General features: G+C 61.7%; 28 protein-coding genes and 3 tRNA genes. 28 read left to right on the top strand and 3 right to left on the bottom strand.

Annotation, left to right across the window (positions count from 1 at the left end; translation table 11 throughout):
- The first annotated feature begins 1 nt into the window (after position 1).
- From JL37_RS11115 to JL37_RS11095, 7 genes are all read left to right on the top strand, one after another.
- Positions 2-373, top strand: a complete 372-nt coding sequence (locus JL37_RS11115) for a hypothetical protein (protein WP_129528817.1) — start codon at positions 2-4, stop codon at positions 371-373.
- The gene (locus tag JL37_RS11110; protein ID WP_043544053.1) at positions 370-960 is read left to right on the top strand and encodes a hypothetical protein; all 591 of its coding nucleotides are present in this window, start codon (positions 370-372) and stop codon (positions 958-960) included. The genes JL37_RS11115 and JL37_RS11110 overlap by 4 nt, the downstream gene beginning before the upstream one ends.
- A 627-nt stretch (positions 961-1,587) precedes the next feature.
- On the top strand, positions 1,588-1,794 hold the full coding sequence (locus JL37_RS11105) for a cold-shock protein (protein WP_043544052.1): 207 nt from the start codon (positions 1,588-1,590) through the stop codon (positions 1,792-1,794).
- Between the two features lie 36 nt (positions 1,795-1,830).
- On the top strand, positions 1,831-2,088 hold the full coding sequence (locus JL37_RS30875) for a hypothetical protein (protein ID WP_081955035.1): 258 nt from the start codon (positions 1,831-1,833) through the stop codon (positions 2,086-2,088).
- A 69-nt stretch (positions 2,089-2,157) separates the two neighbouring features.
- Positions 2,158-2,391, top strand: coding sequence for a hypothetical protein (locus JL37_RS11100; RefSeq protein ID WP_043544050.1), 234 nt, complete (start codon positions 2,158-2,160; stop codon positions 2,389-2,391).
- A gap of 65 nt (positions 2,392-2,456) precedes the next feature.
- Positions 2,457-2,574 (top strand) — tRNA-OTHER (locus JL37_RS30420).
- Positions 2,575-2,649: transfer RNA gene (locus tag JL37_RS11095), tRNA-Gly, on the top strand.
- A gap of 221 nt (positions 2,650-2,870) precedes the next feature.
- Here the strand turns inward: JL37_RS11095 and JL37_RS30415 are convergent.
- Positions 2,871-3,137, bottom strand: coding sequence for a hypothetical protein (locus JL37_RS30415; RefSeq protein ID WP_156124280.1), 267 nt, complete (start codon positions 3,135-3,137; stop codon positions 2,871-2,873).
- A gap of 194 nt (positions 3,138-3,331) precedes the next feature.
- On the opposite strand from JL37_RS30415, the gene JL37_RS11085 reads away from it, so the two are divergent.
- Positions 3,332-3,404: transfer RNA gene (locus tag JL37_RS11085), tRNA-Ile, on the top strand.
- Positions 3,405-3,407: 3 nt separating this feature from the next.
- On the opposite strand, the gene JL37_RS11080 is transcribed toward JL37_RS11085, so the two are convergent.
- Together JL37_RS11080 and JL37_RS11075 are read right to left on the bottom strand one after the other, a co-directional pair.
- A complete protein-coding gene (locus JL37_RS11080) occupies positions 3,408-3,686 on the bottom strand; it encodes a BrnA antitoxin family protein (RefSeq protein WP_043544046.1) in 279 nt (92 codons plus the stop codon).
- Positions 3,673-3,939 (bottom strand): BrnT family toxin, encoded by a 267-nt coding sequence (locus JL37_RS11075; protein WP_043544044.1) that lies wholly within the window; start codon positions 3,937-3,939, stop codon positions 3,673-3,675. Before JL37_RS11075 ends, JL37_RS11080 begins: the two co-directional genes overlap by 14 nt.
- 451 nt (positions 3,940-4,390) lie before the next feature.
- Between JL37_RS11075 and JL37_RS11070 the strand changes: the two genes are divergently transcribed.
- From JL37_RS11070 to JL37_RS10980, 20 genes are all read left to right on the top strand, one after another.
- Positions 4,391-5,179 carry a hypothetical protein gene (locus tag JL37_RS11070; protein WP_052097080.1) on the top strand — a complete coding sequence of 263 codons (789 nt, stop codon included), beginning with the start codon at positions 4,391-4,393 and terminating at the stop codon, positions 5,177-5,179.
- Entirely contained in the window at positions 5,176-5,673 is a 498-nt protein-coding gene (locus JL37_RS11065; protein WP_043544043.1) for a terminase small subunit, read from the top strand. Before JL37_RS11070 ends, JL37_RS11065 begins: the two co-directional genes overlap by 4 nt.
- Positions 5,674-5,750: 77 nt before the next feature.
- Positions 5,751-7,739, top strand: a complete 1,989-nt coding sequence (locus JL37_RS11060) for a phage terminase large subunit family protein (protein WP_081955045.1) — start codon at positions 5,751-5,753, stop codon at positions 7,737-7,739.
- A gap of 31 nt (positions 7,740-7,770) precedes the next feature.
- Positions 7,771-7,977, top strand: coding sequence for a phage head-tail joining protein (locus JL37_RS11055; protein WP_043544039.1), 207 nt, complete (start codon positions 7,771-7,773; stop codon positions 7,975-7,977).
- Positions 7,974-9,494, top strand: coding sequence for a phage portal protein (locus tag JL37_RS11050; RefSeq protein ID WP_052097077.1), 1,521 nt, complete (start codon positions 7,974-7,976; stop codon positions 9,492-9,494). Before JL37_RS11055 ends, JL37_RS11050 begins: the two co-directional genes overlap by 4 nt.
- A gap of 11 nt (positions 9,495-9,505) precedes the next feature.
- Positions 9,506-10,654 (top strand): head maturation protease, ClpP-related, encoded by a 1,149-nt coding sequence (locus JL37_RS11045; protein ID WP_043544037.1) that lies wholly within the window; start codon positions 9,506-9,508, stop codon positions 10,652-10,654.
- Between the two features lie 11 nt (positions 10,655-10,665).
- The gene (locus JL37_RS11040; protein ID WP_043544036.1) at positions 10,666-11,016 is read left to right on the top strand and encodes a head decoration protein; all 351 of its coding nucleotides are present in this window, start codon (positions 10,666-10,668) and stop codon (positions 11,014-11,016) included.
- Positions 11,017-11,092: 76 nt separating this feature from the next.
- Positions 11,093-12,094, top strand: a complete 1,002-nt coding sequence (locus JL37_RS11035; RefSeq protein ID WP_043544034.1) for a major capsid protein — start codon at positions 11,093-11,095, stop codon at positions 12,092-12,094.
- A gap of 22 nt (positions 12,095-12,116) precedes the next feature.
- Positions 12,117-12,404 carry a hypothetical protein gene (locus JL37_RS11030; RefSeq protein ID WP_156124278.1) on the top strand — a complete coding sequence of 96 codons (288 nt, stop codon included), beginning with the start codon at positions 12,117-12,119 and terminating at the stop codon, positions 12,402-12,404.
- Positions 12,401-12,820 carry a hypothetical protein gene (locus JL37_RS11025; RefSeq protein WP_043544031.1) on the top strand — a complete coding sequence of 140 codons (420 nt, stop codon included), beginning with the start codon at positions 12,401-12,403 and terminating at the stop codon, positions 12,818-12,820. Before JL37_RS11030 ends, JL37_RS11025 begins: the two co-directional genes overlap by 4 nt.
- Before the next feature lie 15 nt (positions 12,821-12,835).
- Complete coding sequence (locus JL37_RS11020) at positions 12,836-13,030, top strand: hypothetical protein (protein ID WP_043544030.1); 195 nt, start codon at positions 12,836-12,838, stop codon at positions 13,028-13,030.
- Positions 13,031-13,084: 54 nt separating this feature from the next.
- Positions 13,085-14,020 (top strand): phage tail tube protein, encoded by a 936-nt coding sequence (locus tag JL37_RS11015; RefSeq protein ID WP_043544028.1) that lies wholly within the window; start codon positions 13,085-13,087, stop codon positions 14,018-14,020.
- 83 nt (positions 14,021-14,103) lie between these two features.
- Positions 14,104-14,514: a hypothetical protein gene (locus tag JL37_RS11010; RefSeq protein ID WP_043544026.1), complete on the top strand. Its 411-nt coding sequence runs from the start codon at positions 14,104-14,106 to the stop codon at positions 14,512-14,514.
- 68 nt (positions 14,515-14,582) lie between these two features.
- Positions 14,583-14,900 (top strand): DUF1799 domain-containing protein, encoded by a 318-nt coding sequence (locus JL37_RS11005; RefSeq protein WP_043544025.1) that lies wholly within the window; start codon positions 14,583-14,585, stop codon positions 14,898-14,900.
- Between the two features lie 20 nt (positions 14,901-14,920).
- The gene (locus JL37_RS11000) at positions 14,921-17,920 is read left to right on the top strand and encodes a phage tail tape measure protein (protein WP_043544024.1); all 3,000 of its coding nucleotides are present in this window, start codon (positions 14,921-14,923) and stop codon (positions 17,918-17,920) included.
- A gap of 2 nt (positions 17,921-17,922) precedes the next feature.
- Positions 17,923-18,255, top strand: a complete 333-nt coding sequence (locus JL37_RS30035; RefSeq protein WP_081955032.1) for a phage tail protein — start codon at positions 17,923-17,925, stop codon at positions 18,253-18,255.
- A gap of 112 nt (positions 18,256-18,367) precedes the next feature.
- On the top strand, positions 18,368-19,024 hold the full coding sequence (locus JL37_RS10995) for a hypothetical protein (RefSeq protein WP_043544022.1): 657 nt from the start codon (positions 18,368-18,370) through the stop codon (positions 19,022-19,024).
- Positions 19,021-20,358 carry a hypothetical protein gene (locus JL37_RS10990; RefSeq protein WP_043544020.1) on the top strand — a complete coding sequence of 446 codons (1,338 nt, stop codon included), beginning with the start codon at positions 19,021-19,023 and terminating at the stop codon, positions 20,356-20,358. Before JL37_RS10995 ends, JL37_RS10990 begins: the two co-directional genes overlap by 4 nt.
- Complete coding sequence (locus JL37_RS10985; RefSeq protein ID WP_043544019.1) at positions 20,355-20,699, top strand: hypothetical protein; 345 nt, start codon at positions 20,355-20,357, stop codon at positions 20,697-20,699. Before JL37_RS10990 ends, JL37_RS10985 begins: the two co-directional genes overlap by 4 nt.
- Positions 20,700-20,792: 93 nt before the next feature.
- A complete protein-coding gene (locus tag JL37_RS10980; RefSeq protein WP_255352893.1) occupies positions 20,793-21,533 on the top strand; it encodes a phage minor tail protein L in 741 nt (246 codons plus the stop codon).
- Positions 21,534-21,536: the final 3 nt, after the last annotated feature.

Below are 21,536 nucleotides of genomic sequence, written 5' to 3'. Positions count from 1 at the left end.
CATGCTCGATCACAACGACCCCGAAACTTGGCTGGAGCTCCCTGTTGAGGAGGCAGCCGGCGCGATCATCGCGCGAACGCATCAAATCGCGGACCCGATCTATGACACAGGCATGACGTATGCACCGTGCCGCTGCTGGCGTTGCCGTGGGGGCGTGGCGCTTGCGGACCGCGCCACCCTTGACCGTCTGCTGGCCAAACACCTGATGACGCTGAGCGAGTCCGAGCGCGGCCAATGGATGCTGTTGTGGGCCGGGCACCCGCGCCACGATGCTGACGCGCGCGAGCAGCTGAACACCTGGCTGCGCATAGCGGGTGGCAGCAATGAACCGGCGCCCTTGTATCCCGTCTACGCGATGCCGGAGGAAGCATGACCGAACGCAATGCGCCGTTTCCGCGGCTCGCCGTGGCCTTGGCCTACGCATTCAGCGAAGAACGGCATACCCTGAACCGGCCGGCTGTGGCCCGTGCGGCAGACATGCGCTTGGGCGAGCCGGGACCCCTTGCGGGCGTCGATGGATGCGCCGAAATCGCCCAGGTCCGCCAGTTCCTGGAGCGCGGCTTGGAGCCATTGCACTTGGCTGTGCTTTGGGCGCGCTATGGACAACGCAAAGTTTGTTGCAAGCATTGCCAGTCCGAGGGTGACCATCCGGGCTGGGTGGGCGCTTTGCAAAGGATCGCGGTAGCGCTGGGCGCGCATCTTTCGATGCGTACCGCACATAGCGCGCTCCTGCACGCTCTTGTACGTCGGTACTACGACAGAGGCAGTGTACGCACCTTGCAAGCGATCGCTGACGAGTACGCTTGCAACGTTCGAAGCGTGGAAAGGGCTAGCGCTAAGGCCAACGAATGGCTGCGCGGCGCACGAGAGAAGAAGGGTGCGGAACCGATCTACGGTATCGAGCAAGCGGCGCATGCCGCTGCAGAAATGCTGCTGCGCGGCGGGGGGTTTATCCCGTAGCGCTTCCTCGCCGCATCCCATGGCAAAAAACAGCGTCCTGGACCGGGAGGCCATTTCATGGAGTCGAACAAATGAAAATGTACGAAGTCGAGGTTTCGATCATGGGCGGAAACATCTATATCACGTAGCAGGACAGCGGCAGTGACGATCCCAATACAGTAGTGATCACAGCAGACCAAGCTGACTTTGTCGCTGCAGGGATAAAAGGAGCTGCAGCGAGCCTGCGGAAGGTGGAAGTCTAGCCGCACCAAGATGATCCTTGACGGTGCGGAAAACCACCGCCATAATTAGCAATAACGGATTTCCTAAGAAGTCCGTCCCGCAAAACCCGTTACGCGAAAGCTGGCGGGTTTTTTTGCGCGCAATGCTCGTAGTGTGGCTTGATTAGAGGTTCTGCTCCGAATTCGGACAGACACAGCGACATGCGTGCCATGTTCCAAGTCTGCTCTGGCGCTAAATGGAAACGCTGGTTGACTTTCTGGGCGGGTGCGCCCATAGTGAATTAGCGGCTTTTCGAGCATCGCGATTTTCGTCCGGTTTTGCGCCCTCAAGGGTGCTTCATTGTTCGCAGTCCTTTCCTTGACTAGCTCCCTTTCGGGCGATGCCCGCGATTTAAGGAGTAGAAGAATGGAAACCGGAATTGTTAAGTGGTTCAATGACGCAAAGGGCTTTGGATTCATCATGCCTGAGAACGGCGGCAAGGACCTATTTGCTCATTTCTCTGAGATAGTCAGCGACGATGGCCACAAGGTTTTAGTTGAAAACCAACGCGTCAGCTACGTTTCGGCGCCAGGCGCCAAAGGCCCACAGGCTACGCAAATTCGCGCGTTGTGAAACAGAGCCCTAGGTAAGTGAAAGATAGGAGGGCTTATGTTTCACAACAACATGATCTACAAAGGGTATCGTCTAACGGCAAACGTCTCCCGTATATCGGTTGGGAGAAGCCGTCGGCCAGCGTTCACAGCCACTGTGGCACTGGACGTCATTGCGGATCAACATGGGTTGAACGTACCCGAAGAAGTGCCGCTGTTTGCGTCAGGAGGGTTTGTTTCAAGCCCTGTAATGGCCGTAGATGCTGCTATAAATCATGGGCGTCATCTGGTCGATGCTCATGTGCGACCTTCCTGAGCAACATTCGCTAGATTGCCCACGCGTGAAAGTGGACGGTATTTTTCACATGTGCCGAAAGGCGGCGCAATGCTGATTCAGCAAATGAGCAGGTACGATCTGGCAAATCGGCTGCGCGAGATGGCAGATGCGATAGAGCGAAACATACTCATTCATTGGGCCACGCTTGAGATGAGCGCGATGTCTGCTGGGGAGTTTGCGTCGGGTGAATGCCCCGGGGCTGAAGGGCAAATGCAAGGTCCAACAATGCCAGAGAGCTTGGCCGAGCAAACTATTACGATCAGGCTGACACGCGAAAACTGAGTGCTTTGCCTGCCTAAACCACAGTGCTAGATCTGAATCCGCCAAGCGCAAGCTGGCGGTTTTTTTGCGCGGTGCCCGAGATGCCGAAAGGTCTGGACGAAGGGTGAGGCCGCTACAAACAGTTCAGTGGGGCGCACACCCAATACTGGGAGTCCCTGGGTTCGAATCCCAGCCGCGCAACCAGCGGGCTTGGCCGAGTGGTCAGGCTGCGGCCTTCCAAGCCGCCTACGCGGGTTTCGATCCTCGCAGCCCGCTCCAGATAATCGAAAGCCCCGATACGGATATTCCGGTCGGGGTTTACTACTTGGAGATCTCAATGCTGAAGAAATTCTGGGGGCGCGTCGTCCTCTTTTTCATTCGGCCAGGCTTGGACGCCTTGGAAGAGGAGCGGCGCCCGTTGCGCGAACAAATGATGGCCGCAGTAATAAATACTGACGGCCACGTAGTGCTTTCGAAGAGCTCAGTGGAGCGGGCAGCGGTCAAGAATTGCCAGATTGCTGACGCTTGAGCAGTTCAGCATATGCCTCATCGCTGAGCGCGATCGGTAGTGGCGAGCCAGGGAATGTTTTTTGGTACACCTCTTCCAAATAGGCGCTACTAATTCCCTGTTGCTGGGCTGCCAAAACGGCACGGCCAATGTACCCCATCGTGATATCCCGGTTCGAATGTGCTTGAGCTTGGGCTAAGGCGAGCCCAAGCATAGAAATCTGGGGGATGATGTCTTGCAGACTTTGTTCCTGAGTCATACGTCCGTCCTATGGTTGTTGAAGTGTAGGAACTTGTAACCATAGCAGATGATGATCAACATCTGCCCCGACCAGGAAACTGGCCGGGGCTTCTTCATTGGAGCTCCATATGTTTGGTGGACACGACCCCGAAAACTGCCCCTTCACGCCCAAGCGTAAGCGTGGTCTGGGCGGGCAGTAGCAAGGCTAGCTTTCGCGGCGTAGCTCAGTGGCGGAGCGCCGGGTTTATACCCCCGGAGGTCGCAGGTTCGAATCCTGCCGCCGCAACTATCAGCGAGGCGCGTGCGTCTTCAGCCAGTCCCGCAGGGCCGCATCTACGCGCGTCTGCCAGCCATTGCCCGTAGCGCGGAAGCTCTCCAGCACGTCGGGCGACAAGCGGATGGTGATACGTTCCTTCGTGACTTCAGCCTTAGGCCGGCCGATCTTCTTCATGTGCTTCAGATCAGCAGCGCCCAGTTCATAGGTGTCAGGATCGGCAGCAATGCCGCGGCTGATGGCTTCGTCCTCTTCGCGGGTGGGGACAATGGTCCCCGGCTTAAGCTTCGGCATAAAGATTCACCTCTCTCGAATTTGCCTTGCGCAGGCTGATGATGCGCCGTTCGTTGTTGCGGTCCACGTACACCACGCAATACAGGCGCACATCGATATAGCCCAGGGCGATCATGCGGCGCTCGCCGTACTCGCGGCGCATGTCTTCACGCACCAGGGCGTCATCCCATTCGAACTCTTCGGCTTCGGCCAGCGAAACGCCATGCTTGCGCTGGTTGCTCAGGTCTTTGGCGGCGTCGAATGTGATGTCCATATAGTTATTGTATGTACATTAATTCGATTCCGCAAGGACTTTTTGTGCATACGTTTATCTGTTTACCTTCTCGCTACCGCGGACCGGACGCTGGACATGGCGTGTGGGATTCGGCCATCGCGGTCGGGTGGTGTGCAATAGGTTGCACCCGCCATCGGCGCGTGCACGGGACGGGCTTACAGGGCGTAAGCCTTACACCGTATAAGCGCGAAAACGGCGCAGAAGCATGGCGGAAAAAAAGCCGATACGGCGAGGGCTTAAGCCGGGGGCCCCTAGGAAAATCGGTCCGGTAAGGGTAATTCGAACCCCGAACGCTCGCTAGTCACGGGCGCGCTAAGGGGGGTAATAATAATTTCGGCCTCCAAGCCGCGATTCGTGCGGGTTTCCGGCCGCTGTTGAATGTGTTCCGCCGAGAATTTCCCTCGGCGGCGGGCTTATATCTGAGGGCTTTATGAAGCTGCGCCATCACTCGTCGATGAGGGAGGGTGTGGATTTCTTCGGCCAGGCCCAGCGCCAGTTGCCATATGCCACGTCACTGGCTTTGAACCGGGTTGGGCAGCACATCCTGGAAGCGCTGGCTCGCGTCACCGGCGAGGTATTCGACCGGCCGACGCCGTACACGATGCGCGCCTTGCGGTTGGCCCGGGCCACCAAGGACAACCTGGTGGCCACCGTCGACTACCGCGACGGCGCCGGCAAGGGCCTTTCTGCTGATAAGTACTTGCCGCCCCAGGTATTGGGCGGCGGCCGCCGATTCAAGCGCTCTGAGAGGGCCCTTTCTCGGGTTGGATTGCCTGCCGGCGCCTATACGGTGCCGGCGGCGGCCGCCGAGATCGACGCCTACGGCAACATGTCGCGCGGTCAGATCGTGCGATTGCTGTCCTACCTGCAGGCCTTCGGCGAGCAGGGCTATCGGGCGAACTCTACGCCCCGCAGCCGCGCGCGAACGGCGAAGGTGAGAAGGACGGCCGAAGGCTACAAACGCGTCAACGGCGTGCAGTACTTCGTTTCCCGTGGCAAGGGGTCTATGTCTGGCAACCGTGAACAGCGGCTGCCCGCCGGCGTGTGGCAGAAGACCGGCACGCATGGTGCCGATGTGAAGCCGGTTCTATTGGCGGTGGCCCTGCCTTCGTATACGCAGCGATTCCCCTTCTACGAAACGGCCGAGGCGGTCTACAGCGAACGCTACGACGCCGAGTTTTCCACCGCCTTAGACCTGGCCCTGTCCACCGCACGATGATCGACCTTGAGAAGAAGACGACCCAGGCCCGGTTCGGGCAACTGGTCGGTATCACACAGCCTGCGGTAAGCGGCTTGCTCATGCGCGGTGTCATGGTCGCGGGCGACACGCTGGGCAATTGGCTGCTTTCGTACTGCGGGCACATACGTGACATTGCGGCTGGCCGCCAAGCAGGGGAGGACGCCAGAACGCTGGATCCGGCTGAGGAAAAGGCGCGGCTGTATGCCGCGCAGGCGGACAAGATTGAGATGGAGAACGCGGTCGCGCGCGGCGAGCTTGCCCCAGTCAGCGTGCTGGAAGATGTGCTGACGCGGGCCGGAACTAAGGTCAGCGCCGCGATGGATGCGATTCCGACGGCGTTGAAGCGCCGGCTGCCGAATCTGACTGATGCGGATTTGACCATTGTGCGGCGCGAGCTTGCCAAGACCCGCAATGCGGTTGCATCCCTGTCGCTGGAAGACCTGGAGGCTGACGAAGAGAACGAGGGTGAGTAATGCTCGTAGAGTCCAATCGCGCCGCGGTCGCGCGCGCGCTGAGACGCGGGCTTGCATCCTTCGCCGCTCCGGAGCCCATGACGCTGCGCGAATGGGCCGAGCGCCATTTCTATCTATCTGCGGAATCGTCCTATGTCGAGCAGCGCTGGGAGGCCTGGCCGTTTCAACGAGGCATTCTCGCCTGCGTCGGCAGCGACGACGTGCACGAGGTCGACGTAATCAAGTCGGCCCGCGTCGGCTACACCAAGATCCTGTTGGCCGCCGTCGGCTATTTCGCCGAGCACAAACGGCGAAATCAGGCGCTGTGGCAGCCGACCGACAGCGCGCGCGACGAGTTCGTCAAGACCGAGCTGGAGCCGATGCTTCGGGATGTGACGGTCATGCACCCGATCTTCCCGACGCGGCTGGCACGGCACAAAGACAACACGCTGCTGGTGAAGAAGTTTCGCGGCAGCGTGCTGCATCTTCGCGGTGGCCGGTCGGGCGACAACTACCGGCGACTATCCATCGGCGTGGCGTACCTGGACGAGTTCAGCTCGTTCGATTCGAACATCGACGGTGAAGGCGATCCCGGCCAGTTGGCAGCCAAGCGCCTCGAAGGCGCAACCTTCCCGAAGATGGTGGTCGGATCCACTCCGAAGCTGAAAGAGACCTGCCTGATGGATAAGCGCGCAGCCGGCGCCGACGCGCGATACGAGTATCACATCACCTGCCCCCACTGCGACGAGCATCATGCGCTGACCTGGGGTGGCAAGGACGAACCGCACGGGCTCAAGTGGGTCGACGGCGATCCGGAATCGGTGAAGCACCTATGTCCGCACTGCGGTTGCCTTATCACCCAGAGCGAATATCTGGAGGCATCGGAGTCCGGATTCTGGTACGGCTCGGACGGCACCACCATCGACCGCGATGGAGTCTTCCGTAATGCGGCTGGCGAGGTAATACCGGCTCATCGGCGCGTCGCCTTCCACGTGTGGACTGCGTACAGTCCCATGGTCAGCTGGGCCAAGCTGGTCCGCGAGTTCCAGGAGGCCTACGCCAAGGCAAAGCTGGGCGACGACGAGCCCCTGAAGACCTTCTGGAATACCACCCTGGGCCAGGCCTGGGAGGGCGAGGTCGAGAAGATCGAGGCGGACGAGCTGAAGCGCCGGGCAGAGATTGAGGCCTACCGTCTTCCAAGCTTGGCCGAGAACCTCGTTCCGATGGGCTGCACGTTGTTGCTCGCAGGTTGCGACACGCAGGGTAATCGCGTGGAGGTCGGTGTCTGGGGATTCGGCCGTGGCGGACAAATGTGGACCGTGGATCACCAGATATTCCACGGCAACCCGGCGGAGGACGAGGTCTGGTCCAACGTGGCGGCATACCTGTTCGAGCGGCGCTTCCAGCATGAAGGCGGCCAGCAGATGAGCATCTACGCTACGGCTATTGACAGTGGCGGCCATCATTCGAATGCGGTTTACGACTTTGCGCGCCGCAACAAGGCGCGCCGGGTCTTTGCCGTCCGTGGTCGCCCCTTCGGCGAGAAGGCCATCAAGGATGGCGCTGGCCAGGTGGATATCGACTGGCGAGGCAAGCGGATCAAGAAGGGCGTGATCTTGTGGCATGTCGGCACGAACCTGGCCAAGGATCTGCTGCACAGCCGCCTGGCCATCGAGACGCCGGGCCCAGGCTATGTCCACCTTTCCGAGGACTTGTCGGACGAATGGTTCCGCCAGTTTTCGGGCGAGGCGCGGGTATCGCGCAAGACGGCTACCGGCGTTCGAACGCTCTGGACGGCGTTGCGCAAGCGCGTCGAAGCACTGGACTGCGCGGTGTATGCGCTATGGGTGGCGGAGCATCTGAGCCTGTCTCGCAAGACGGACACCTGGTGGGACGCCATGGCGGCAAAACTCGATGCGCTGCCGCCACCACGGGACGAAGAGCCGGACCCGCCATCGCCATCAACCACGCGGCCAGCCGCCCCGGCGAAGGTCGCGCCTGCGGCGCCAGTGGCGCGTGCCGTGCCGGCCGTCAAGCCGGCGCGCCGGCGAGTTGCGGCTTCCAGCTACCTCCGGGGGCGCCGGTAGGCCGCAGAACAGAAACCAATAAGGCAAGGTCATGGCATACACCCAGGCGGACCTGGAAAGGCTGGATCGCGCGATAGCGAACAGCCAATTGGAGGTCCAGTACGACGGCAAGCGCGTGCGCTTTCGCAGTACGGACGAATTGATGCGCGCCCGCGCCCATGTGGAGCGGGAACTCAGCAAAGGAAAGGGGCGCTCGCGGCAGTTCAGGCTGCGCAACGCCGGCAAGGGGATCCGATGAGCTATCTGAAGCATCGTGGTTCCAACTTGCTTTTGCCTCGTCGCCTTAGCGCGCAGATGAGCAGCAGCTACGAAAGCGGCAGCGCCACGGGCAGCCGGGCCCGGAATTGGAATCCCTCGGGATCGGGGCCGAACGCCGCGGCGACGCAAAACCTGAGCTTGCAGCGTCGCCGCGCGCGCGACGCCGTGCGCAACGATCCGTGGGCGCTGACCGCGACCACACGTTGGGTATCCAACGTGATCGGCACGGGGATCCAGCCGTATCCCAAGCACCCGGACCCCAACGTCCGGCGGGCGCTGAAGGAACTGTGGGCTGACTGGGTACAAGAGGCTGACGCTGACGGCCGACTGGATTTCTACGGGATGCAGGCTCTGGCTGTGCGCAGCATCTTCCAGGATGGCGAAACCTTGTTCCGTTTGCGCCCTCGGCGGCCTCAGGACGGATTGTCCGTGCCTCTGCAATTGCAGCAGATGGAGGGAGACCAACTGCCGGTCGAGCGGTCGCTTACCTTGCCGAACGGTGGCGAAATCGTGAATGGCGTGGAGTTCGATGCTATCGGACGGCGCGCTGCCTATCATATGTGGCGCCGCCATCCTGGCGAATTCGGCCGAAACGCTGCCGGGCAGGACATGGTCAGGGTACCAGCCGAGCAGGTCATCCACGCCTATCCGATGCTGCGTCCAGGGCAGGTGCGGGGAGTGACCGCTCTGGCGACCGTCCTGCTCCGATTGAAATCCATCGACAACTTGGACGATGCCGTCATGTATCGGCAGGAGGTGGCAAACCTCTTCGCTGGCTTCATCACCAAGCCCGACCCCGACGCCGATCCGAATAATCCGCTTACGGGCGAGGCCGATGGCTACGAGATCGATGACGATGGCACGCCGCTCGTCTCCATGGAGCCCGGCACCATGCAGGAATTGGCGCCAGGGGAAACGGTGACTTTCTCCAGCCCGCCGGATGCTGGCGATAACTACGAGGGGTTCATGCGGCAGCAGTTGATGGGGGCGTTTGCCTCTGTCGGCGTGCCCTACGAGATCGCGACAGGCGACCTGCGCGGCATCAGCGATCGGACGCTGCGGGTGGTGGTCAACGAGTTCCACCGGCTCATCGAGCAATACCAGTGGCACTGCGTGGTTCATCAGCTTTGCCGCCCAGTCTGGAATGCCTGGATCGATGCGCTGGCGCTTTCGGGCACGTTTTCCATGCCAGATTTCCACCGCCGCCGCCGTGAATGGTTGCGCGTGCTGTGGGTTCCCCAGGGATGGCCGTACTTCAATCCCGTGCAGGACGTGCAGGCCGACAAGGAGTCGGTGCGAAGTGGCTTTGCCAGCCGGTCGTCAATCATCCTCAAGAAGGGCGACGATCCGGACCACATTGCGGCGGAGATTCGCGCCGACAACGAAACGGCCGACGCCGAGGGCTTTGTATTCGATAGCGATCCTCGGCACACGACCAGCGCCGGCAAGGCGACGGGATCTGACGGGGGAGGCAACCCCGACCCTCTCAATCAATGAATGGAGCCAATATGGCAAAGAAGGCTTGGTATTCGATCACCGTCAATGCGCAGGCGGATAAACCCGTGGTCGAGATTCGCATTTATGGCGAAATTGGATTCTGGGGAACTACGGCCGAAGCGTTCGTCGCAGAACTGGACGCAGCAGCGGCAGGTGGTGCCGACATCTTGGTGTCGCTGAACAGCCCAGGGGGCGACGTTTTCGACGCCTTTGCAATCTACAACGCGCTTCATCGGTACGCCGGTCGGGTAACCACGCGGGTGGATGGCGTCGCCGCCTCTGCTGCCTCATTGATCGCGATGGCCGGCAAGCCGACGATCATGCCCGAGAATACGCAGATGATGATCCACAACGCTTGGATCATCACTGGTGGTACGGCCGAGGATCTGCGTACTACCGCAGAAATGATGGACCGGATCCGAGATGGTGTGGTCGCAGCCTACTCCCGTAAGAGTGGGTTGGACAGTGACAAGATCATCGAAATGATGGACGCGACCACGTGGATGTCCGCGCTCGAGGCGCAGGCGTTGGGATTTTGCGACCTGATCGAGGAGCCCGTTCGACTGCAGATGTCGGATAGTGCAGCGGCTGTGCTGCAAAAGCACAAGAATCTGCCCGACGACGTGAAAGCCATGCTCAAGTCCCTGGAAGAGGGCGACCCCGAGCCCGCGCCGGATCCGAAGCCCGAGCCGAAGCCCGAGCCGAAGCCTGAGCCCGAACCCGAACCCGAACCCGAACCCGAACCCGCGCCAGAGCCGGAGCCGGAGCCCGTCCCGGCTCTTCCGGCGGATGTGCCGACGGCATCTGCGCTGGCCGCCCGTGTCTACGCATCCTGCCGGCAAGAGGGTATTGCCGAACTCGCGGAAGGCGTTCTGCTCAGCGGCGCGCTGGAAAGTCGCGAACTGGCGGATCAGCGCGTAGCCCAAGCCAAAGATATCGCTGGCATCTGCCTGGCCGCCAAGTTGCCGGAGAAGGCCGCTGGGTTTGTGTCCGCAGGTCTCAATGTGGAGCAAGTTCGCGCGCGTTTGTTCGATCAGCTTCTCGCCAGTGAGGCTGCCCCAATCAACAACCGTCAACCCACCAATTCATCGGCCCCGAAGCAGAGCGGGCCGAATCCTCAGGCGATCTACGCCAAACGAAAAGCCCTCTCTGCCAACTAGGAGCTAGCACCATGCCCTTCATCCATCAACAGGCCCGAACGGCTGATTTCATCCTCTCCGAAGCTAACGGCCAACGCTCGCGCGAAAACGCGCTGCTCGCCGCCACCCTCGTCACCCTGGCCGCGGGCCAACTCCTCACGCTGGGGGGCGACGGCAAGTATGTCGTTTACTCCGGGCCGGGGGCGGACCCCGATGCACCGATCACCGCCGACGCCGTGCTGTACAGCAATGTCCCCGCGTCCGACGCGGATCAGCAAATTGTCGTCATCGCGCGTGACGCGGAGCTGGCCGGCGAGCTGCTCGTCGGCGTGGACGCGCCCGCGCGCGTAGCCCTGGGGGCGGCCGGCATCATCGTTCGCTGATCCTCACCTATACAAATCCATCTTTCCAACATCTGCGGCCGCCTCCGGGCGGCCGTTTCTATTTCTGGAGCCTGACATGGCCGATATCAATATCTTCCAAGACGAGAAATTCACGGTTTCCGCCTTGACCGCCGCCATCAACGAGCAGGAGAGCATCCCGGGCCGCATCGGCAAGCTGGGCCTTTACTCGGAAGAGGGCGTTTCGTCCACCGTCGTGCAAATCGAATACGACGGTCAGAAGCTGGGTCTGGTCTCGGCCAAGCCCCGTGGCGGCGTCGGCGAATCCGTCATTCTGGCTGGCCGCAAGATGATTCCGTTCAACACCGTGCACTTGCCGGCACATTCCACGATGCTGGCGGACGAAATCCAGGGCATCCGCGCGTTCGGGAGCCAATCGGAGCTGGAATCGGCCGAAGCGCGGGTCGCCAAGTACCAGAAGAAGCACCGCCAGCAACTGGACCTGACGCACGAATATCAGCGCGTGGGCGGCATCAAGGGGCAGATCCTGGATGCCGATGGCACGTCGGTGTTGCTCGACGTTTACCATTCCTTCGGCATCGTCCAGCAGGAATTCCCGATGGAGCTCACGAGCGCAACCACCCTCGTTCGTCAGAAATCGGACGATGTCGTGGATCTGGTCGAGGATGCCCTGGGCGCGACCCCGGCCAGCGGCGTTCGCGCGCTGTGCGGCAAGGACTTCTGGAAGACGCTGATCAACCACAAGAGCGTGCGCGAGACGTACCTGAATACCGCGCAAGCAGCCGAGCTGCGGGGCAAGCCGGCCGATTCCTTCGAGATCGGCGGCATTACCTACGAACGCTACCGCGGAAAGCTGGGGGGGACCCCTTTCATCGGCGACGAGGTTGCCTACGCCTTTCCCGACGGCGTGCCCGAGTTTTTCATCACGCGCTTCGCGCCGGCCGACTATATGGAAACCGTCAACACTGACGGCCTGCCGTACTACACGCGGGTCGAGCCGCTGCCGTTCGGGAAGGGGCTCGAGATCGAAAGCCAGTCCAATCCGCTGCACCTGCCGACCCAGCCCAAGGCCATCATCAAGCTGAAGATGGGCGCCTAAAGCCATGGAGTGGGATAACTCCGTGTTCGACGAAGCCTTCGATGCGGTGGGTCTGCGCGAGCCGGCGTTGCTGCTGGATACGGAGCCTCCCGTTCCATTCAAGGTTCGGTTCGATCGCCCGCAGGTCATCGATGAAGGGGAGTTGGTGCACTCGACCGACTACGAGATCGAGTACACCACTGCCGATGTCCCCGACATTACGTACCACAGCCAGGTGGAAATCGGGGGCGTCCGCTACCGGGTCCGCCAGGAGCCAACCGCGATAGGCGACGGTTTCTGGTCGCGCGCGATGCTGGAGCGTCTGCCATGACCACCCTAGCAATGCAATACGTCGAGGACCTGCGTGCCTCCCTTGAGGAGGCGCCAGGATTCCTCGCGGAGGTCGAGCCATCGCCTGTACGTGCAGTCGCCAGGGAGGCCTCGATGGTGATCTCCGTGCAGTTGGGCGGGGAGTCCGTGGAGAGCGTTCACCCGCCGCGGGCCACCCGCGTACGCGAGATCCACCTCCTTGTCCACACCGCAGGCGATGACCATCAGGCCCTGGCCGAGATGGTGTTCGAGCAGGCCCACCCGGTCGTCATGGCATACGCCGGCCCTAATGTGGTCGAGGTTGCCGAGTTCGGTACCGATGAGCCCAAGTACGTCAACGGCGACCTGCGGCGGCAGGTTGTGAACAAGCGATACCGGATCACCTATCAGACCGACGAGCACGCGCTGGACCGGTGACTTCCTGGAGAAAACATGAGCAAAACCAAGACGGTGGCCACCGGTGGAAAGGGCGCGCCTGTCGAGAGCACATCGGCTGCGCCGGCGCCCGAGTTCGCTACCCCCGACGAACACCACGGCCGCGGCGGCACCTATCTGCGCGATCCGGTCACCGGCGAACGTGTCTTGGTCCAGCGGACTGCGCCCTGCGCTAATTGCCAGGCCCGGTAGGGCTGGCGCTTCACAATCAGGCCCCGCCGGGGCCGTCATTCTTTGGAGCCCATGATGGCTAAGAAAACCCGAAAGTCCGTCGTGCTGGCGAAGCTGCAGGCCTCCGGCGGAACCGACGCCCAACCGGCAGGCGCCACCGACGCCGTGTTGGTACGAAACCTGACTGCAACGCCGTTGTCGGCCGAGTTCGTCGAGCGTGAACTGCTGCGGCCTTACATGGGCAATTCCGGTCAGGTCGCCGTCACGCAGTACGCGCAACTGGAATTCGAGGTCGAACTGGCAGGTTCTGGCACGCCCGGTACTCCGCCGGGGTGGGGCCAACTCTTGCGTGCCTGCGGCTTCGCCGAAACTGTCACTGAAGATACCGACGTTCGCTATCTGCCCATCTCGGACGATTTCGAGCTGATCACGCTGCACTACTTCCTGGACGGGTTGTTCCACAAGATCGTAGATGCCCGTGGGACAGTGGCGTTTGATCTGACCGCCAAGAGCATCCCGGTCTTGCGATATCGCTTCATGGGCGCCTACCTGCCGATCACCGACGGGGCGATGCCGGCGGGCGTGGATTTCAGCGCCTTCCAGATCCCGAAGGCGGTCAACAAAGCGAATACCCCGGTTTGGTCCCTCGGTGCTTACACGGGCTGCTTGCAGTCCATGTCGTTCGATATCGCGAACCAACTGGTATGGCGCACGCTCATCGGGTGCGAGGGCGCCGAGATCACCGACCGCAAACCGACCGGCAAGCTGGTTCTGGAGCTTCCGCGCATCGCCGATTTGAACTGGCCGACCATGGTGCTGTCCGGTGCGGGTTCTCCGCTCTCGGTTACCCATGGGGTGGCCGCAGGCCATATCGTGCAGATCAACGCGAGTGCCGCCCAACTGACCAACCCGACGTACTCCGACCAGGACGGCGTGGCGATGCTCAACCTGGATACGAACATCAACCCCGGCGCCGTCGGCAACGACGAGCTGGAGATCGTCGTCAAGTAGCAACTCGCCGCATCGGCATCCATTCCTCACTTATTCAATGGCGCCCGGCCTATGCCGGGCGTTTCTCATTCTGGAGAGCATTCATGTCTTTCGTCGTTACGCGTCGCCCCATTGCTGCCATCGAAGTGGACGTTAGCGTCCACGGAGCGGATGGCAAGCCCGTCGCAATCAATTTCGTCGCGCAATATCACCGCCATTCCCCGGAGCAGTTGGCCGATTTGCGGGACGGCATGGTGAGCAAGGCCCGTGCGGCCCAGGGCTTGGGCCCCATCGTTCGCGAAGATGGCAGCGTCCCGGCCTACTCCTATGCCAGCGATATCGATTTCATCAAGGAAAAGATGGCCGGCTGGCTCGGCGTCAAAGACGCGTCCGGCGATTCGGTTCCCTTCAGCGCGGGATCGCTGGGCCAGGTGCTGGAAGATTGGCCGGAACTGGTGATCCCCCTGCACAACGGATTCTTCGCCGCCCATGAAGGGGCAAAGAAAAAAAACTAATCGAGGCCGCCAGGTACTGGGCCGGCGGGGCTCGCTCATCGGGCGATGAATTCGATACCGACGATCAGGTGCTGGCGGCACTGAGGGCGGCCGGAGCGTCGCCGGAAGTCATCGAAGCGGCCCGGCCGGCTGGCGAGTCCCAGGCGCAGGCCTTCGAGATCTGGCCAGAGAACTGGGCGACGTTCGAAGCGTTTCTAGCGCTTGGGCGGTGCTGGACCTGGGTCGCACCCGCAATGGGCGATCCCGTTCGGGTTGGCATCGCATCGGCAGAAATCGAGGCCACGCTGCGCTTGCTACAGGTGAAGCGGCGCGCGCGCCGCGAGATGTTCATGGAGCTCAGGGCGATGGAACAGGCCGCCATAGAGGTCTTTGAGAACAAGGGATAGGCGCAACGCCGGAAATCAAAATGACGGATAAGACTCTTGGCGTTCGGTTGACGGGCGACGAGGCGGATCTGTTGCGCGCGTACGGCGCGGGCAGTGCCGCATCGGCGCAATTCGCCGCCGCGACGGAGACTTCGCTAGGTCGGGCTGCCGCCGCCGCGGAGCGCATGGGAGCATCCTCCTCCCAGATGTCAGTCTCGGTGAACGCAGCCTCCGCCGGCGCGCAGGCATACGCCACCGCCGGTGGGCGCTTTCTTCAGAGCCTCGAGCGGCAGGCACAGGCGATTGGGAAGACTCGCTCCGAACTGCTGGAGTTGCGCGCCGCGGAACTGGGTGTGGCCGGCCGGGCTGCGCCGCTGATTAATCAGCTGAAGGCCCAGGAAGCTGCATTCAACAGCGGCGCGGAAGGCTTGAACCGCTACGGGATGTCGGCGAAGCAGATGGACGCGGCCATGCGTGGCGTGCCGGCGCAGCTCACCGACATTTTCGTATCGCTGCAAGGCGGGCAGCAGCCGATGACCGTCATGCTGCAGCAGGGCGGTCAGCTGAAGGACATGTTCCATGGCGTCGTGCCCGCAGCCCAGGCCCTCGGTTCTACGCTGCTGAAGTTGGTAACTCCGTACACAGCCGCGGCGGCCGCTGCGGTCGCACTTGGCTTTGCGGCGTATCAAGGCCACGAAGAGACTGAACGGTTTAATCGGACGATCAGGCTCACGGGCAACTACGCTGGAGTCACTGCGGGCGGTATCCGGGAAATGTCAGCGGCCGCCGCTGAGCTGGGCGGCGGAGGGCTGGGCAAGGCGCGTCAGGCGGTGGAGTCGCTCGTCGCTACTGGCCAAATCTCGAAGGACACCATTACCAGTCTGAGCGCCACGATGGTGGAGCTGCAGCGCGCGTCTGGCCAGTCCATGGATGATATATCCAAGGACTTTGCACGGATGCCGGAGGGCGTCACGAAGTGGGCGGAAGAGCACAACCGCTCCATGAATTTCATGACGCTTGCCCAGTGGGACTACATCCGCACGCTGGAGGAGACCGGTAACCGCGAAGCTGCGATGCAGGCAACGTCACGTGCCCTGCATGACTACCTGGGTACGGAGGCACCCCAGAAGCTGGGTTTCCTTGAGCGCGCATGGAGGGGCGTTAAGAAGGAGGCCGAGGGCTATTGGGAGGTGCTGAAGTCTGTTGGCCGCGATGCGACGCTGGGCGAGGACATCCGAGAGGTCGAGGAGCGTATTCGGCAGCGGGAACAGCGGTTGGAGCGTGGGGCGCTCTCCGACGTGAACCGGCGGCGTACCGAAATGAACTTGGCAGCCGATCGCGCCGAGCTGGCCTCGCTCCAAGATAAGAAAGGCATAGAGGATGCCACGGCACAGGTCAAGGGTCTCAACGCAGCGGCCAATGCCGCGGCCATAGCGGCTGGCAGGGCCCTTGACGATCTGGACGCCGCGGCCGACAAGAAGCGACAGTTGGCCAAGGCGCTGGAGGAGAACGCCAAGTACGAGAAAGACATTCGGTCTGTGGATCCGAATGACAAACGGATTTCCGCCGAGAATATCAAGGCGCGTGAGGCTGCGACCCGAAAGCGGTTCGAAGACAAGGACGCCACCTCGGCCGGCCAGAACGGCATTTCTGCCCAGTTGGCTGCGATGCAGGCGCAGGCGCGCCTTCGGGAAGAGGCGCTGCGGCAGGAAAACACTCGCCTGGAAGGTGAGCGTGCCCGCGGCCTGTTGTCGGAAGAGCAGTTTATTCACCAGCGGGCCGAGGCCCAGCGCGCCGCCTTGCAGGACGAACTCGAGGTCGTACGCAAGCAGGCCGAGCTCGCCGGCGGGAAGAAGCAGCTGGCGGAGCGGGAGCGTTACCTCGGTAGGGTGAAGGAGCTCGAGGCCCAGATTGTGCGTTCGCACGCGCAAGAGGCGACGGAGATCGAGAAGTACCAGGAGAAGATCCGAGGGGCGCTGCGCGCCACGCAGCTCGATATCCAGAACTACCGTGAGACGCGCGATCTGCAGGCCGGCCGGCAGATCAACGCGATGACGCTGGGCGCGAACGACCGTGCGTTGGTCGATTCGATCAATCAGGCGCAAGACCGCTTTCGGCGTATCCGTGATGGTTTCACGGACAAGATGCTGCGCGAGGGTGGGGCGGGCGCGCTGGACTCCGAGCAATACCTGCAAGGGATTGCTCAGATCGATGCGGCGATGCTGGAGCAGGTCGAGCGAGAGCGCGGCTATATGCAGCAGCGCGTTGCTCTGCAGGCCGATTGGAAGAACGGCGCGCTGCTGGCCGTCAATGAATGGGTCGATGGCGCCGCCAATCTGATGGGCCAGTCCCAACAGGTTTTTTCATCCCTCTTTTCAGGGATGGAGAACCTGGTCGCCAACTTCGCAATCTCGGGCAAGGCCAATTTTGCCGAATTTACCCGGAGCGTCCTGGCCGATTTGGCAAAGATTGCCGCGCGCCAAGCCATGATGGGGCTTGTCACCAGCGTTGCCGGAAGCCTCTTCGGCCTTGGGTCAGGAGCTGCCGCTGGAACTGAGGCAATGGCCAGCAGTGTTCAGGCTGCTGGAGGGGATGGGATTGGATCCCTGATCGCCTCAAACGGTTGGGTGGCGAACGCAAAAGGAAATGTCTACTCGTCGCCCAGCTTGTCCGCCTATTCGAACGGGGTCTATGACACGCCGCAGGTTTTCGCTTTCGCGAAGGGCGCCGGTGTGTTCGCGGAGGCAGGCCCCGAAGCAATCATGCCGCTCCAGCGCGCGCCGGACGGGAGCCTAGGCGTCCGTGCGCAGATTCCGAACTGGCAAGGCCAGTCGCAAGGTGGATTGGGGGCAGCCGAGATCAACATCATCACCACGATCACGATTGCCGACGGCGCAACTACACAGCAGACAAGTGATGGGCTCGGTTCCCAGGAATCCGCCAGGCAGCTGGGTGATCTAGTGGCGGCGCAGGTGAAGGCCACCATCTCCAACGAAATGCGATATGGCGGTCTGCTTTACCACGCGACAAAAGGGGGCTAGCGATGGAAGTGTTTACGTGGCTCCCGAGGACCAAGGCTAGAGGAAAAGTCGAATTCAACACGCTGAGTGCCCAGTTTGGCGATGGATACGGGCAATTCGCGCCGGATGGACTTAATCCTAGGAGAGAGACCTGGCCGCTGGAGTTCTTCGGAAAGGAATCGGAAATCAAACCGATAAAGGACTTCTTGGACCGCCATGGAGATTGGAAACGGTTTCTGTGGTCGCCGCCTCTGGGAAGCCAGAGGCCGTTCCGGGTGCGCGGAGGGTATGAAGCGGTGCCGCTGGGAGGCGGCTGGTACACGCTTTCGGTGGTCTTCGTGATGCATCCGGCGTGAGCGAGCAGAGGGCACCAGCGGCGCCCAGTCAACTGAAATACAAAAGCGATTTTGAGGGAAATATGGCCAGTATTTGCATTTGCTCGTGGCCCGCGCCCAAGGAGGTAACGCCGTGATCACGGACTACAGCATCATGGGTGCCACCACCGGCGGATCTGTCGCGCTGGTCATTGCCAGCGCCGGTCAGATGCCGACCAGCATCCTTGCCACGGCAAACGCGGGATCGGATGCGGTTATTGAAGTGGGCTGGATCAATACGGCCGACGCAGCCTTGTGGATCCCCATTCTGGCTCCCAGTATCCTGCCCGGCGGCCTTAGCACGCGCATACGCATCCCGGCGATGCGGCCACCCCAGGGTTCGTCATTTCGCTTCGCGGTTCGCTCCAGTCAGCCGGTGGACTGGGTGGCGACCGGGGTGGAGTTCTCCACGCCGAACACTGCAACAACAACACTGCGTGTTGCGACCGTGCGCCCCGGAATTCGGACGGCCATATTCGGGCCGTCTACCGGGAGCCCGCGGTGGCGCGGCGTGTCGTGCATGTTCAGCAACGCCAGCGCCGCGTCCAGCCTAGTGAAACTGGCCGTTCGCTACCAGCTTGCGGACAGCTCCCTGGTCTACAAGGATTTCGCCGGCCCCGTGCTGGTGCCGCCATACGGCAGCGTCCGAATCTCTCCGTTCCCCGATGTGGACTTCGACCTCAGCAGCGCGCTGTATGGGCAGTCCGAAACCGTGGGCACGTTCTTTTCCTATGGGGTGCAAAAGCCATGATTGCCTCAGCTTTCGGGGCGGTGAGCAACCTGGCTCCGGCCATTCGCGCGGACTACGTGCTGGACTTCTCCAATGGCAACCAGCCGGCTGAACTGATCGGCCCCGACGCCGACAGCGTGGGCCCGCGTACGTACTGCGATCAGGAGCGCATGTACATCGCTCATCCTGGTCAGCCCCGGATCGGTTACGACCACGACCGCATGAGATGGGGTCTTCGCCGCGACGTGGGGTCGGTCAACTTGCTGCCGCGCTCGCAGTATGCGCAGGGTTTTTGGACGGGGCACTCCAACGGCCTGACCGCTACCACCTGGGAGGCCGCGCCATTCATCCTAGCGGGTGAAATGGCCTGCATGATGGATTACCAGGCCCAGCCTTCCTGCTACATCCTGTTCGGCTCCAGCGCGAACGCGCAGGCGTACGAGGCGGGGAAGCGCTACACGGCGTCCATGTTTTTCAAGAACCTGGATCCCATCGGCGTGGATGTCCGTCTGCGCTTGCATCAGAACGCATTCGACGGATACCAGGGCGCGGTTTTCGTCGCGGCCACTGGCGCGGTGGTAGGCGAGTCCACGAACAAATCGGATACGGTCATCGGCGTGGAGAAATATCCCGATGGCTGGATGCGCCTGTATGTGACGGCGTTGTGCGCCACTTCCACGAGCACCTCCCCGCCGATGTTGTGGCCGGGCGGCTCGCGGACGGGGCGCTTCCTGTTTGGCGGCCCGCAACTGGAGGCCCTGGGCTTTCCCACTTCCTACATCCCCACCAAAGGCGCGGCAGTTACGCGCGGCAACGAGCGCGGTGTCATGGCCAGCATGCCGAAGGATTTCTTCCTTGGCGGCACCGCTGGCCAGCCGGTCACATTGTGGGCCGACTACCAAATTCAGACTCTTTTCCATGGCAGCGCAACCGGAATCTTCGGCCTGGATCGCTTCAGCTCTACTGGCGACCCTTACGCCTCGCTGGCCGTGACCGTCAACAGTCAAGCGGCTCAGCAGGCCTGCCGGACCTACTACACGGCCAGCTCCACGTCCACCGGTAGTCCCGCGGTTAACGGGTATATCCCGACGAACCAGCGCAGCGTTCATGCCTCCACATGGCAGAACGACCCGCCCATTCTGAAGCAATCCCACCTGGGGGCCTCGGCCAATCCGAATCCGATTGCCACCTGGGGCAGTTTCCCAGGGATGGCCGCAGGCATGACTACCCCTCGCGTGCTGCTGGGCTCCATGATGAACCCAACCACCTACATTCTGACCGGGTGGATTTACGAGGCCCGCGCCTATCGCCGTTTCATGACGGACGATCAACTGAAGGAGCTTGTTGGAATATGAGCGAATTTCAAAACCCGAAAGGCCGATTCCTCCTCATCCAGTGCGAAGACATGACCGAGGTCGTCCGCATCGGCCAGGCCAACGGCCTGCTGCGCGAAATCAATCCCGGCTTCGGGATGGAGTGGCCGCCCGAAATCATGGTGCTGCCTGAGCAGCGCGGATTCCGCAAGACGGGCCGACAGCTGTTCGTAGAAGGCGAGGGCTATCAGGACGAGCTGCAATTCTCGCCGCACCTGTACGTGGTGATCCTTGACGCTGATATGTCGGATCCACGCTGGCAGGACTTCCGCATCGTCCGCGAACAGCCGGAGTGGGAAGTCGATCACTTCTGGGGGCAATAAGCCTTCGTCGAGGGGCGATGGTAGGAACTGCCGCCCATTAGGCACGGGCCAGCAGCCTGAGCCGGCAATGACGGCAAACTGAGGAGTACTGGGGTGGCAAAGCGCATATATGCCGAGATCCAGAAGCTGGATATGGATGGCCCGGTGGATTTATACACGCTGGACCTGACCCAATTCGGTGGGGAGTTCTTGCGGTTTCATGGGTATTTGAAGATCGGGCCGATTTACTGGCAGGGTGAGGAATACAACCCATGGCCGATTGTCCTGGATGGGCTTGAAACAGTTGGTGAGGGGCCGCCGCCCAGTCCGACGCTTTCGGTCGGCAACATTGGTGAGGATCACGAAGGCAATCCATTGCCCGGTCTCATATCAGGCCTGTGCATTCAATATCAGGACTTGGTCGGCGCCAAGGTGGCGATGATCCGCACCCTGGCTCAGTTTTTGGATGCGGAGAACTTCCCTGAAGGGAACCCGTCCGCGGATCCTACGGAATATTTGCCGCCTGAGGTGTGGGAGATCGAATGGAAGCAATCCGAGACTCCCCAGATGGTCGTATTCGAGCTCTCCAGTGTGATGGACGCCGAGGACATTCAGGTGCCGGACCTGGTAGTCCAGACGAGTGTCTGCGCCTGGACCCGGAAGGGCGGCTATCGCGGGCCGTACTGCGCTTACGCGGGTGCGGCTATGTTCGACGAGGACGACAACCCAACTACGGACCCGGCCAGGGATAAATGCCCTGGCCTTTTTTCATCTTGCAAGGCGCGCCGTCAGGGGTTCCCTGATGCGGTGATGAACTTCCTCGCATTTCCCGCCGCTGATCGAGTGCGGAGCTAGACA

The organism is Achromobacter sp. RTa (assembly GCF_000757485.1).
Taxonomy (GTDB): Bacteria; Pseudomonadota; Gammaproteobacteria; order Burkholderiales; family Burkholderiaceae_B; genus Achromobacter.
The sequence above is the reverse complement of the archived record's forward strand: the minus strand, read 5'-3'. Positions and strand labels throughout refer to the sequence as shown.

Bases quoted from the DNA above. Each gene is read 5' to 3' on its own strand.
- JL37_RS11115 (WP_129528817.1), top strand. From the start codon at position 2: ATGCTCGATCACAACGACCCCGAAACTTGGCTGGAGCTCCCTGTTGAG.
- JL37_RS11110 (WP_043544053.1), top strand. From the start codon at position 370: ATGACCGAACGCAATGCGCCGTTTCCGCGGCTCGCCGTGGCCTTGGCC.
- JL37_RS11105 (WP_043544052.1), top strand. From the start codon at position 1,588: ATGGAAACCGGAATTGTTAAGTGGTTCAATGACGCAAAGGGCTTTGGA.
- JL37_RS30875 (WP_081955035.1), top strand. From the start codon at position 1,831: ATGTTTCACAACAACATGATCTACAAAGGGTATCGTCTAACGGCAAAC.
- JL37_RS11100 (WP_043544050.1), top strand. From the start codon at position 2,158: ATGCTGATTCAGCAAATGAGCAGGTACGATCTGGCAAATCGGCTGCGC.
- JL37_RS30415 (WP_156124280.1), bottom strand. From the start codon at position 3,137: ATGACTCAGGAACAAAGTCTGCAAGACATCATCCCCCAGATTTCTATG.
- JL37_RS11080 (WP_043544046.1), bottom strand. From the start codon at position 3,686: ATGCCGAAGCTTAAGCCGGGGACCATTGTCCCCACCCGCGAAGAGGAC.
- JL37_RS11075 (WP_043544044.1), bottom strand. From the start codon at position 3,939: ATGGACATCACATTCGACGCCGCCAAAGACCTGAGCAACCAGCGCAAG.
- JL37_RS11070 (WP_052097080.1), top strand. From the start codon at position 4,391: ATGAAGCTGCGCCATCACTCGTCGATGAGGGAGGGTGTGGATTTCTTC.
- JL37_RS11065 (WP_043544043.1), top strand. From the start codon at position 5,176: ATGATCGACCTTGAGAAGAAGACGACCCAGGCCCGGTTCGGGCAACTG.
- JL37_RS11060 (WP_081955045.1), top strand. From the start codon at position 5,751: ATGACGCTGCGCGAATGGGCCGAGCGCCATTTCTATCTATCTGCGGAA.
- JL37_RS11055 (WP_043544039.1), top strand. From the start codon at position 7,771: ATGGCATACACCCAGGCGGACCTGGAAAGGCTGGATCGCGCGATAGCG.
- JL37_RS11050 (WP_052097077.1), top strand. From the start codon at position 7,974: ATGAGCTATCTGAAGCATCGTGGTTCCAACTTGCTTTTGCCTCGTCGC.
- JL37_RS11045 (WP_043544037.1), top strand. From the start codon at position 9,506: ATGGCAAAGAAGGCTTGGTATTCGATCACCGTCAATGCGCAGGCGGAT.
- JL37_RS11040 (WP_043544036.1), top strand. From the start codon at position 10,666: ATGCCCTTCATCCATCAACAGGCCCGAACGGCTGATTTCATCCTCTCC.
- JL37_RS11035 (WP_043544034.1), top strand. From the start codon at position 11,093: ATGGCCGATATCAATATCTTCCAAGACGAGAAATTCACGGTTTCCGCC.
- JL37_RS11025 (WP_043544031.1), top strand. From the start codon at position 12,401: ATGACCACCCTAGCAATGCAATACGTCGAGGACCTGCGTGCCTCCCTT.
- JL37_RS11020 (WP_043544030.1), top strand. From the start codon at position 12,836: ATGAGCAAAACCAAGACGGTGGCCACCGGTGGAAAGGGCGCGCCTGTC.
- JL37_RS11015 (WP_043544028.1), top strand. From the start codon at position 13,085: ATGGCTAAGAAAACCCGAAAGTCCGTCGTGCTGGCGAAGCTGCAGGCC.
- JL37_RS11010 (WP_043544026.1), top strand. From the start codon at position 14,104: ATGTCTTTCGTCGTTACGCGTCGCCCCATTGCTGCCATCGAAGTGGAC.
- JL37_RS11000 (WP_043544024.1), top strand. From the start codon at position 14,921: ATGACGGATAAGACTCTTGGCGTTCGGTTGACGGGCGACGAGGCGGAT.
- JL37_RS30035 (WP_081955032.1), top strand. From the start codon at position 17,923: ATGGAAGTGTTTACGTGGCTCCCGAGGACCAAGGCTAGAGGAAAAGTC.
- JL37_RS10990 (WP_043544020.1), top strand. From the start codon at position 19,021: ATGATTGCCTCAGCTTTCGGGGCGGTGAGCAACCTGGCTCCGGCCATT.
- JL37_RS10985 (WP_043544019.1), top strand. From the start codon at position 20,355: ATGAGCGAATTTCAAAACCCGAAAGGCCGATTCCTCCTCATCCAGTGC.